This window comes from Geitlerinema sp. PCC 9228 (assembly GCF_001870905.1).
Lineage (GTDB): Bacteria > Cyanobacteriota > Cyanobacteriia > Cyanobacteriales > PCC-9228 > PCC-9228.
Window position 1 is genome coordinate 1 of the sequence record NZ_LNDC01000102.1, and the last position, 12,205, is coordinate 12,205.

At 51.2% G+C, this 12,205-nt stretch carries 4 protein-coding genes; 3 read left to right on the top strand and 1 reads right to left on the bottom strand.

From position 1 onward, the window contains the following. Nucleotides 1-348 precede the first annotated feature (348 nt). Nucleotides 349-2,625, top strand: coding sequence for an amino acid permease (locus AS151_RS10305; RefSeq protein ID WP_071516971.1), 2,277 nt, complete (start codon nucleotides 349-351; stop codon nucleotides 2,623-2,625). Between the two features lie 87 nt (nucleotides 2,626-2,712). Here AS151_RS10305 and adhE read toward each other — a convergent pair whose 3' ends face one another. Continuing rightward, a complete protein-coding gene (gene adhE, locus AS151_RS10310) occupies nucleotides 2,713-5,403 on the bottom strand; it encodes a bifunctional acetaldehyde-CoA/alcohol dehydrogenase (RefSeq protein WP_071516972.1) in 2,691 nt (896 codons plus the stop codon). Between the two features lie 1,969 nt (nucleotides 5,404-7,372). On the opposite strand from adhE, the gene nifJ reads away from it, so the two are divergent. Then, nucleotides 7,373-11,008, top strand: coding sequence for a pyruvate:ferredoxin (flavodoxin) oxidoreductase (nifJ, locus tag AS151_RS10320; RefSeq protein WP_071516974.1), 3,636 nt, complete (start codon nucleotides 7,373-7,375; stop codon nucleotides 11,006-11,008). 127 nt (nucleotides 11,009-11,135) lie between these two features. Beyond that, on the top strand, nucleotides 11,136-12,155 hold the full coding sequence (locus AS151_RS10325; RefSeq protein ID WP_071517001.1) for a dihydroorotate dehydrogenase-like protein: 1,020 nt from the start codon (nucleotides 11,136-11,138) through the stop codon (nucleotides 12,153-12,155). Nucleotides 12,156-12,205: the final 50 nt, after the last annotated feature.

Sequence of the window (12,205 nt, forward strand, 5' to 3'; positions counted from 1 at the left end):
CTTTAAGAAAGATGGCTACGACTATCAAGTCAATAAAAGTCAATTATTGTCCAGTAAACAACCTATTAGGAAGTAGCAGTTTTCCCTTTCGAGAATAGGGGGGTTGCGCGAAATCCCCCTATTCAGGGCAAGCTTTTCAGGGGCTTTCGGCTCTGGTGTCTTGCCGGAGTTGGTGGAAATAGGATAGGTTTTCTGGGGAATACTCAAGCAATGCCAGCTTAGGCAAGCGGCTGATGGCGAGGTGCTGTCAGCCGCTCTCTATGGGGGACCGGATTCGGTAGCGGTTGGTACGAGCTTGAAGAGCGGCTTGGTATTTTTAGCAATTATTTTTTTGCGTGAGGGAATGCTATGTTTCGCTTTCGCCCATCTGACAGACAAGAGCGCGATGGTGGTAGAGGTAGAGTCGGTGCCAACCATCGCCAGACGGGTGCTGGTTCGGGTTTGAATGCGTTTGGTGGGGTGTATACGCCTTCGATTTTGACCATTCTGGGCGTGATTATGTATTTGCGCTTTGGATGGGTGTTGGGCAATGTGGGGTTGGGGGGAACGCTGCTGATTGTAACTCTGGCGACTGCGATTACGCTGCTGACGTCTCTGTCGGTGGCGGCGATCGCGACAGACCGTACGGTGCGCGCTGGGGGGGCATACTATATGATTGGGCGGTCTTTGGGAATTGAAATTGGCGGGGCTGTGGGGATTCCTTTGTATTTGGCGCAGGCGCTTTCTATTGCTTTGTATACGCTGGGTTTTGCGGAAAGTGTGGTGGAGACGTTTGGGGGATTATCCCATCTAGAATCGGCGATCGCGTTTGGAATTACCATTCTCATTGCGGGCTTGGCGATTAAATCGGCCCAGGCAGCGATTAAGGCGCAGTATTTGATCATGGCGGCGATCGCATTTTCTCTAATAGCAGTATTTTTCGGGCAGCCTGTTACTGAAACCCCCCTAGGGCTCACCGGCAGTCCCCCGGAGAGTTCTGCTAGTTTTTGGCAAGTATTTGCTGTATTTTTCCCCGCTGTCACTGGGATTATGGCTGGGGTCAATATGTCGGGGGATTTAAAAAATCCGGACCGCGCTATCCCCTGGGGCACTCTAGCAGCCGTGGGAACTGGCTATTTGATTTATATGACGCTGCCAATTGTGTTAGCCCTGCGGGTGGATGCACAAACCCTCATCAACGAACCATTGGTGATGCAGCGGGTGGCGTTTTTCGGTCCTGCAATTCAGTTGGGGGTTTGGGGAGCGACGCTGTCTAGTGCTTTGGGAAGTATTTTGGCTGCTCCCCGGGTTTTGCAGGCGCTGGCACGGGATGGCATTTTACCGCGGTGGTTGGGACCTCTCGGGGGCGGTAGCGGTCCCAATGACGAACCCCGTTTGGGGACAGTGGTGACCTTGGGAGTTGCGATTGCGGCGGTGACCATTGGCGATTTAAATGCGATCGCGCCGGTGCTAACGATGTTTTTCCTAACCACCTATTTGGTGCTGAATGTTTCTGCTGGCATCGAATCTTTTTTAGAAAGTCCTTCGTTTCGCCCTTCGTTTTCAGTTCACTGGAGCTTGTCTTTGGTGGGGGCAGTTGGCTGCGGTGCAGCGATGTTTTTAATTGATGCCATGGCGACTGTGGTGGCGGCGGCGATTGTGCTGGCTATTTATATTTGGTTAGAACGTCGGGAGTTGGAAAGCGCTTGGGGAGATGTCCGCCGGGGGATTTGGATGGCTTTGGTCCGGGCGGGGATTCGCCGGTTGGATGCGGAGGTTGATGCCAAAAACTGGCGTCCCCACGTATTGGTCCTTTCTGGGGCACCCCGGCGTCGCTGGCCTCTGGTAGAGCTGGCTTCGGCTTTTACCCACAACCGAGGTTTGATTACGGTGGCGAGCGTGCTGACGCAGATGCGAGATATTAGCCAGCAGGGCGCTTTGGAACAAACGATTCACGAATATCTGGCCAAAAAGGGGGTTCACTGTTTGGTGCGGGTAATTGCAGCCCCAGACCCGTTTGCGGGTACGGAACGGTTGGTGGAGGTGTATGGGTTGGGTCCGCTGGTGCCCAATACGGTGATTTTGGGGGATAGCGAGGATGCGGGGCGACGCGATCGCTACTGCCAAAGCATTGCTACCATCCACCGTTCCCGCCGCAATGTGGTGATTGTCAGAGACGACCGGGAGCGTTTGTTTGGCAAGCGATCGCGCATTGATGTATGGTGGGGCGGTTTGCAAGCCAACGGCGGTTTGATGATGATTCTTGCGTACTTAATGCGCACCAGCAACGAATGGCGCCACGCCCAGGTCAACGTCAAATTGGTAGTCCCCAACCAAACCGCAGCAGCCTCCGCCAGAAACAACCTCAACAACCTTGTCGCTCAAATGCGCATCGAAGCCCATCCCCACGTCATTATTGCCCAGAGCGGCAACCATGGGGGCACTGCCCGTACATTTGACGAGATTCTCCACGAAACCTCCCAAGACGCCGATTTGATCTTCCTGGGAATGGCCCCCCCAAGCGATCGCTTTAACTTCACCGAATATTACGAAGACCTCCACCGTCGCACCGCGAACCTACCTTCCACCTTGTTCGTATTAGCAGCCCCCGACTTTTCATTCTCCGAAGTTTTGAGTAAAGAATAGGGCATACCGAACCTGGGAGCATGGGAAACAAAAATAAATTTATTTCCTAAATCTCCCACGCTCGGTATCTCCCACACCAATATACGTCTAGCTCGTCGCCGCTACTTCCTTCCCTTCATCGCTGCTTTCATTACCATTTACCTCCGTACTTTCCGGGTGGAACAGGGAAGCATCTACTCGGCAACCGCGATAAGCCAAAGTAAACAGCTCTTGTAAATCGCGAATGAGCGGATAGCGAGGATTGGCACCAGTGCATTGGTCGTCGAACGCCTGCATCGCCAAATCTTCAATTTGCTCGTAGAACTGTTTTTCGTCCTCCGGCAAAACTTCCTTGATAGTCGCCGGAATCTCCAGTTCTTTTTTCAGATTTTCCACAGCCTGCACCAGTTTTTCCACCTTTTGTTCTTCCGTTTCGCCGCCCAAATTCAAGTAATCAGCAATACGAGCATAACGCCACTTCGCATTGGGATACTTGTACTGCGGGAAAATCGCTTGCTTGAATGGCGCATCCGTAGCGTTGTAGCGGATAACGTGAGAAATTAACAAGGCATTGGCCAAACCGTGGGGCACGTGGAACGTAGATCCCAGCTTGTGCGCCATAGAGTGGCAAACTCCCAAAAATCCGTTAGCAAACGCCATACCTGCCATAGTGGCGGCGTAGTGAACCTTTTCCCGAGCCTTGCGATCGCGGGCACCATTGCGGTAAGCGCTGGGTAAGTACTTAAACAGCAAACGAATCGCTTCCAAAGCCAATCCATTAGTAAACTCAGAAGCATATACCGAAACATAAGCCTCCAGAGCGTGGGTCAAAGCATCAATGCCCCCATAAGCCGTCAGCTTCTTAGGCATGTGCATCACCAGCTCCGGATCCACAATCGCCATATTCGGCGTCAGCGCATAATCCGCCAGGGGATATTTAATACCAGTTTTCTCATCCGTTACCACCGCAAAAGGCGTCACTTCCGAACCCGTTCCCGACGTAGTAGGAACCGCCACCATCATTGCCTTCTCGCCCAAAGGCGGCAGTTCGTACACCCGCTTGCGAATATCCATAAACCGAGTTGCCAACCCTTCAAACTCAGTTTCGGGATGTTCGTACATCAGCCACATCACCTTCGCCGCATCCATAGGCGAACCGCCACCTACAGCGATAATGACATCGGGACCAAACTTATTCATCAACTCCACACCCCGATTGACCGTATCCAAAGACGGATCGGGTTCCACATCATAGAAGACATCGTACTTAATACCAAGTTCTTCCAATACCTCTTCAATATTGTTGGTGACCCCAAGCTCGTACAAAGGCTTGTCGGTAACAATCACAGCCCGCTGTTTGTCCGACAATTCCTTCAGAGCCGTAGAGAGGCAGCCATATTTAAAATACACCTTCGGCGGAATGCGGAACCAAAGCATATTTTCCCGCCGTTGGGATACACTTTTGATATTCAGCAAGTGGTGGGGTCCCACATTTTCGCTGACGGAGTTACCGCCCCACGTACCGCAACCCAGGGTCAAAGAAGGATCCAGGCGGAAATTGTACAAATCACCAATCGCCCCTTGCGAGGAAGGCGTGTTAATGAGAACGCGACCCGTTTCCACCCGATATTCAAACTCCTTGATGTGTTCTTTGTTATCGGGTGCCGTATACAGCACGGCAGTATGACCGCGACCGCCAAACTCTACCAATTCGTGCGCTTTTTGGGCAGATTCTTGGAAATCTTTTGCCCAATACATAGATAGTACGGGGGAGAGTTTTTCGTAAGCAAAAGGTTCTTCCGCACCAATGACATCAACCTCCCCAATCAAGGCTCTGGTACCTTCGGGAATAGAAATGCCTGCAATTGCAGCGATTCGATCCACCGATTGCCCCACAATTTCGGGGTTAATGCGGCCGTTTTTCAGCAGAATATTCGCAACCTTGTCCTTTTCTTCGGGGGTCAAGAAATAAGCGCCCCGTTCTTTAAATTCGGCTTTGACTTGTTCGTAGATCCTATCTTCCACGATAACCGATTGCTCGCTGGCACAAATCATGCCGTTGTCGAAGGTTTTGCTGAGCAAAATAGAGGAAACGGCCATTTTGATGTGAGCGCTGCTGTCGATGACAGCGGGAGTATTGCCGGCGCCAACCCCCAAGGAGGGATGTCCGGAAGAGTAGGCAGCCCGTACCATCCCAGGACCGCCGGTTGCCAGAATCATGTTGATGTCGTGGTGTTGCATCAACGCCTGGGATAACTCCACAGTGGGTTCATCGATCCAACCGATGATGTCTTCAGGGGCACCGGCTTCGACTGCGGCATCCCGAACGATGCGGGCAGCTTCAATGGTGCATCGCTTGGCTCTTGGGTGGGGGGAGAAGATAATGCCGTTGCGGGTTTTCAGAGTAATGAGGGCTTTGAAAATGGCGGTGGAGGTGGGATTGGTAGTGGGGATGATGCCGGCTAGGAGGCCGATGGGTTCGGCGATTTTTTGAAAGCCAAAAGATTTGTCTTCTTCGATGATGCCGCAGGTTTTTTCGGTTTTGTATTTGTTGTAGACGATTTCTGAGGCAAAGTGGTTTTTGATGGCTTTGTCTTCGATAATGCCCATGCCGGTTTCTTCTACCGCCATTTTGCCTAGGGCAATGCGTTCGGCGTTGGCGGCGAGGGCAGCTCGTTTGAAGATTTTATCCACCTGTTCTTGGGTGAAGGTGGCGTACCTTTCTTGGGCTTCTTTGACCCTACCAATGAGGGCTTCTAGTTCTTGATGGTTGGTGACTTTGGGGGATGTAACTTGCATTAGGAACCTCCTGCAAATGGACAAACGTCGTTTTTCTCGAACTCAAAAAGACAAGTTTCTCAAACCCCTCACGCAGGCTCAGGGGAAAGAGCAAGGTTTTGGGTAGGAGCGCAACGCGTGAGCGCCCTGTTGTACCACTGATGGTGAGTTAGTGCAATGGGAAAGGGATCTCTGGTGAATACGTGGTTTGGATCTGGTTAGTACAAAGCGATCGCGCCCTCAAGAAGATCGCTGCCCCAATACTGCGAGTTGTCTTTTTTGTTCGCTGTTGGGAAAAGTACAGGAGGATTCTCCTGTTAAAAACTAGCGTAATATCTGTGGTGGCAAATGTCCGCTAAGAAAGCAAAGATTTTCTGAAGATTTTCTGGAAACGGTTGTACGGGAATTTTTACCTGCAGCAACTCGTTTTTTTTCGAGGTAAAATCTCCCAGCCATGGACAATATCGAACGAAAAAAAACCGCTCGATTGTCCGAAGGACCGGTGCGGTAGGCACCATCGCAGCCAACACCAACCTCCATAAGAACATTATACAAGGCCACTTTTTTCCTTAGGAAAAATTTTGGGGATACTTTGGGATCGCCTGCCAATTGTAATAGCCAGTTATTATTTCTAAGGCGTCAATTTTTCGCGGCACTGAAAGCAAGTGCAAACATATTGGTTGGCTCGCCCCTTTTCCGGCTGGAAGGCTGGCCCAGCTCAGTGACTGCTTGCTGGGTTGGTGTCCTGGCTTGCTTTTATGATAGCGCTGTCCGGCCGGCGATCGCTACCTGTAGTGTCATGGATACGTCAATAGATAAGTAAATCTGTATGCTATTATAAGAAATGAAAATTACTGCCCCAACGATTGTTTGTACCTATCGCACAAGGGGCATTCCAGCCACCATTTGCTTCTTGCAGATATCGACGCCAGCAAACGTATCGAAAGTAGCGAAAATCCCAATATCTCTTTAGATATCTGTTACCAATCGTTTTCCTTCCTAGTAGCCAAAAGAAATCTGTCACAACGGCGACAAAACATTTAGAAAACCTTAAAAATGTATTGCAAATAACACTACTCAGATCGAAAAGCAATTCTCCTTCACCAGACGCTTCGCGAACGCAAAAATTTTCTCTTTTTTTACCTGATATCTTTTACCGCTAGCCACCAGCAAGCAACCGCCAGATAGCCACTAGTTTCAATCTTTTACATTCCTTAACACATTGTCTTCAACCGCAAACCGCAACTGTTTCTACGCCAGCCTCACAACAGGAGAAGCCAGCAACAAACCCTATGGTGCGATTTCATTGCAATAGACGAGACTTACGCGCGGGCAAATCTTCCCAGGAGTCGCCACCTCCAAGAGCATGGATGCCCCACAGGAGTTTTCCATACAAAATCCCCTTCTCTTTACTAAGGTATTTTCAAGAAATACGGTCAATTTTAAGATTTTTTACATGAGTTTAAGAAACTTGGCTGCCGATATTTAAAAAATAACTATTCCTTTATAGTAGCACAAAAGGTGGGTTCGTAGTCGATATTAAAAAAGGATAAAAATCCCCACAAAATCGGCAGAAGGTTTTACTATAAGAAGGTGAACCCCTGGGTAGTCAGAACATTCATTTTCTTCCCAGAAGCAACTCAAATTTTCGGGCTTCTATATGTTTGTTTGAGGATGGTAGCCCTTGTCAAATAGAAGGAACAAAAATTACGTTCTGACAATGAGAAACCAACAGAAAATTTGCCAATATACAACCTAAACGTTGTCCTTTTTGGGTTCTTGGTCTTGGTTTCTTAATGGGGTCAAAACCCGCCCAGTTATACACACCAAACAACCAACAACGATACCTAGGGGTAGCAGCGCTCACGCGTTGCGCCCCCGTGCCTGCCCCTGACCAAAGGGCTACAAAACCCATTACCGCTACCAATAACGATATGTAGGGGCAGTGCCCCCGTGCCTGCCCTTCGAGTTCGACATGCCGAGAGGATTTATGAGAAACAGACAGTTTGCCACCCTAGACGGAAACGAGGCGGTAGCGCGGGTAGCCTATCGTCTCAACGAAGTTATCGCCATTTATCCCATCACACCAGCCTCTCCCATGGGAGAATGGGCGGACTCCTGGATGAGCGAAGGGCGACCCAACTTATGGGGCACCGTGCCTTCCGTATACGAAATGCAAAGCGAAGCCGGTGCTGCCGGTGCCGTACACGGGTCGCTCCAAACCGGGTCGCTGACCACCACCTTCACAGCATCCCAAGGCTTGTTGCTGATGATCCCCAACCTCTACAAAATTGCTGGGGAACTATCCAGCGCAGTCATTCACGTGGCAGCGCGTTCGGTAGCCGCCCAGGCACTGTCCATTTTTGGCGACCACAGCGATGTCATGGCAGCCCGCGCCACCGGGTTTGCCTTGTTGTGTTCGGCTTCCGTGCAAGAAGCCCATGACTTTGCCCTGATTTCCCAAGCCGCTACGTTAGAGTCGCGGGTACCCTTCATTCACTACTTCGACGGATTCCGTACCTCCCACGAAATTCAAAAAGTAGAACTTCTAGAAGAAGAAGACCTACAATCGCTTATTAACGACGATTGCGTTCTCAACCACCGGCAGCGCGGTTTAACCCCAGACCGCCCCGTGGTTCGCGGCACTGCCCAAAATCCCGACGTCTTCTTCCAAGCCCGGGAATCCGTCAACTCGTTCTACAACACTTGCCCCGAAATCGTGCAGGAGGCGATGGATCAATTCGCCGAACGTACCGGTCGTCAGTATCGCATCTTTGAATACCACGGTGCCCCCGATGCTGAGCGCGTGTTGGTTTTGATGGGGTCGGGCTGCGAAACGGCTCACGAAACTGTAGACTATCTCACCCAACAACAGGGAGAAAAGGTTGGGGTTCTAAAAGTCCGTCTGTACCGTCCCTTCAGCGCTGAACGTCTGGTGGAAGCTCTGCCAGATACCACCAAAGCGATCGCGGTTTTGGACCGTACCAAAGAACCCGGTTCCAACGGCGAACCCCTCTATTTGGATGTGGTCAGCGCCGTTCAAGAGTTTTGGGAAACTGCCCCTCCCAAGGTAGTGGGCGGTCGCTACGGCTTATCCTCGAAAGAATTTACCCCAGCTATGGTCAAGGGGGTCTTGGACAATTTACGTGCCGCCAGCCCCAAAAACCACTTCACTATCGGCATTGAAGACGACGTTACCAAAACTTCGCTGCCCTACGATCCCAGCTTTTCCACGGAACCTGACAATGTGGTGCGTGCCATGTTCTACGGTTTGGGGTCGGACGGAACTGTGGGTGCCAACAAAAACTCTATCAAGATTATTGGTGAAGAAACTAGCAATTTTGCCCAAGGGTACTTTGTTTACGATTCCAAAAAATCCGGTGCGGTGACTGTATCCCACTTGCGCTTCGGACCCAACCGCATCCGCAGTACCTATCTCATCGACCAAGCCAATTTTGTGGGTTGCCACCAGTGGCAGTTTTTAGAGAAGTTCAATATTCTCAAGTCGGCCTCACGCGGTGCTACTTTCTTGCTGAATGCTCCCTACGACGACCCAGGCGAGGTTTGGAATAATTTGCCCGCTGAGGTCCAAGAGCAAGTGGTGCGCAAGGAGCTGAAATGCTACGCTATCAACGCTTATAAGGTTGCGCGGGAAGTGGGGATGGGTTCGCGCATTAACACTGTCATGCAGGTGTGCTTCTTTGCCCTCTCTGGTGTGCTGCCCCGCGCTGAAGCGATCGCGCAAATCAAAAAAGCCATCGAAAAAACCTACGGCAAGAAAGGGCAAGAAATTGTCCGCATGAACCTGCGTGCGGTAGACCAAGCTTTGGAACGCATGTTTGAGGTACCCGTGGGCGAACCCAACAGCGATCGCCATACGGTGCCTGCGGTACCAACAAGCGCTCCCGATTTCGTGCGGGAAGTGGAAGGCAAAATGCTAGCCAAAGAAGGCGACCAGCTACCGGTGAGCAAACTGCCCTGCGATGGCAGCTACCCCACCGGCACTTCCAAGTGGGAAAAACGCAATGTCGCCCAATTCATTCCGGCTTGGGAACCGGATATTTGCATCCAGTGCGGCAAATGTATTGTAGCTTGTCCCCACGGCGTCATTCGCGGCAAGCCCTACGACGAACAGCAACTGGCGAATGCGCCGGAAACCTTCAAATTCGCCGATGTGAAGGATAAAGAATTTTCCGGCCAGAAGTTCACCATTCAGGTAGCCCCGGAAGACTGCACTGGCTGCGGCATTTGCGTGGATGTTTGCCCTGCTAAGGACAAAAGCAAGCCTTCGCGCAAAGCTCTCAATATGACGGAACAACCGCCTATCCGCGAGTCCGAACGGGAAAATTGGGAGTTCTTCCTTAGCTTGCCCAATCCCGATCGCCGGCAGTTGAATAACGAACGGGTGCGCCAGCAACAGTGGCAGGAACCGCTGTTTGAATTCTCTGGTGCTTGCGCTGGTTGCGGTGAAACGCCGTATTTGAAGCTGATGAGCCAGCTATTCGGCGATCGCGCGGTTATCGCCAACGCCACCGGTTGTTCTTCTATCTACGGCGGCAACCTCCCCACCACCCCTTGGGCGCACAATGCGGAAGGTCGCGGTCCTGCCTGGTCCAATAGCTTGTTTGAGGACAATGCTGAATTTGGTTTGGGCTTCCGCCTGTCGCTCAACAAACACACCCAATTTGCTGCTGAAATGCTGCAACGCCTCAGCGGTGAGGTGGGAGACAATTTGGTGCAGCAAATCCTGCAAGCGGAACAACGCACAGAAGCCGATATTTACGAACAGCGCGAACGGGTGGCGCATCTGAAGAAAATCCTGCAAGGCCTCAACACCCCAGAGGCGAAACAAATGATGAGCCTGGCTGACTATCTGGTGAAGAAGAGCGTCTGGATTGTCGGCGGTGACGGTTGGGCGTACGACATTGGCTTTGGCGGTTTGGACCACGTTCTCGCCAGCGGTCAAAATGTGAATGTGCTGGTTTTGGATACTGAGGTTTATTCCAATACTGGCGGTCAATCGTCTAAGGCTACCCCACGGGGGGCTGTTGCTAAGTTCGCTGCTGGCGGCAAACCTTCTGCCAAGAAAGACCTGGGCATGATTGCTATGACCTACGGCAATATCTATGTAGGCAGCGTTGCTATGGGGGCGCGCGACGAACACACTCTGCGCACTTTCTTAGAGGCGGAAGCCTATGACGGACCTTCTTTGATTTTGGCCTACTCCCACTGCATTGCCCACGGTATCGATATGTCTACGGCGATGCACCACCAGAAAGAGTTGGTGGATAGCGGTCGTTGGATGCTGTATCGCTACAATCCCGATTTGGTGAAGGAGGGCAAAAATCCTTTGCATATCGATATGCGATCGCCCAAGAAACCCGTACGGGAGTCCATGTACAAAGAAAACCGCTTCAAGATGCTCACCAAGACCAAACCCGCCGAAGCCAAGCGGTTGCTCAAGGAAGCCCAAGAAGATGTCAACGCTCGTTGGGATATGTACCAATATCTAGCCAATCGCAAGCTAGAAGAAAACGGTCACCATCACGAAGGAAATTCTTCGGAAAGCTCAGGGCAAAGCGGCAATCAAAGCTCAAACCAACAGCAAAGCCAGGCCTCTTCTTAGAGCCAGTTAAGGAGTAGGGAGCTACCGAGCATACCGAGTATGGGGGTATGAAATTATCTTCCCCCTCCTCCCCCTCCTCCCACTCAAGCAACAGCAATGGATACAAAATAAGGAGCATTCCAACATGATAGATTTACGCACGAATTACATGGGGCTGGAACTGAGAACCCCAATCGTTCCCTCTTCCGCCGCCCCTTTATCGGAAGAAGTTGACGATATCAAAAGAATGGAAGATGCCGGTGCCTCGGCAGTTGTACTGCACTCCTTGTTTGAAGAACAATTGCTGCGGGAAAAATTTGAACTCCACCACCACATGGAGTACGGCACCGAAAGCTTTCCCGAGGCACTGACCTATTTTCCAGAACCCGACGAATTCCACGTGGGTCCGGAACTGTATCTAGAACACATTCGCCAAGCCAAAGAAAGCGTTGATATTCCCATTATTGCCAGCTTGAACGGTTATTCTACCGGCGGTTGGGTAGAATATGCCCGTTCTATGCAGCAAGCTGGTGCCGATGCCATCGAACTAAACGTTTACTACGTTCCCACTGACCCAGACGTTACCAGCCATCAAGTTGAAGACAACTACGTGAATATCCTGCGGGAAGTAGAAGCGGAAGTTTCTATTCCTGTGGCGATTAAACTCAGTCCTTTCTTCAGCAACTTTGCCCACATGGCCAAGCGTTTGGATGAAGCTGGTGCCGATGGTTTGGTGCTGTTTAACCGCTTCTACCAGCCAGATATCGATATCGAACATTTAGAGGTGTATCCCCACTTACTGCTCAGTAGTGCTTCTGACATGCGCCTACCTATGCGCTGGATTGCTTTGCTATACGGTCGCATTCGCCCGGATATGGCAGCTACCAGTGGTATCCAGCACGGTACGGATATTCTGAAAATGCTCATGGCAGGGGCAAAGGTTACCCACGTCTGTTCGGCTTTGCTGCGCCATGGCATTAATTACATTCAAACGTTGGAGAGGGAAGTCGTTCACTGGATGGAAGAACACGAATACGATTCTGTTGAACTCATGCAAGGGAGCATGAGCCAACTCCACTGCCCCGACGAATCTTCCTACGAACGGGCGCAGTACATGAAAGCCATTCAAACTTACCATCCCGAAACGGCCTTCCACCATGCTTCGTAACCGTTGATAAAACATGGCCATGCCTGGAGGGGCAAGCCACGGTGCTTGCC

Excerpts from the sequence above, each read along its gene's own strand:
- adhE (WP_071516972.1), bottom strand. The coding sequence starts at position 5,403 with ATGCAAGTTACATCCCCCAAAGTCACCAACCATCAAGAACTAGAAGCC.
- AS151_RS10305 (WP_071516971.1), top strand. The coding sequence starts at position 349 with ATGTTTCGCTTTCGCCCATCTGACAGACAAGAGCGCGATGGTGGTAGA.
- nifJ (WP_071516974.1), top strand. The coding sequence starts at position 7,373 with ATGAGAAACAGACAGTTTGCCACCCTAGACGGAAACGAGGCGGTAGCG.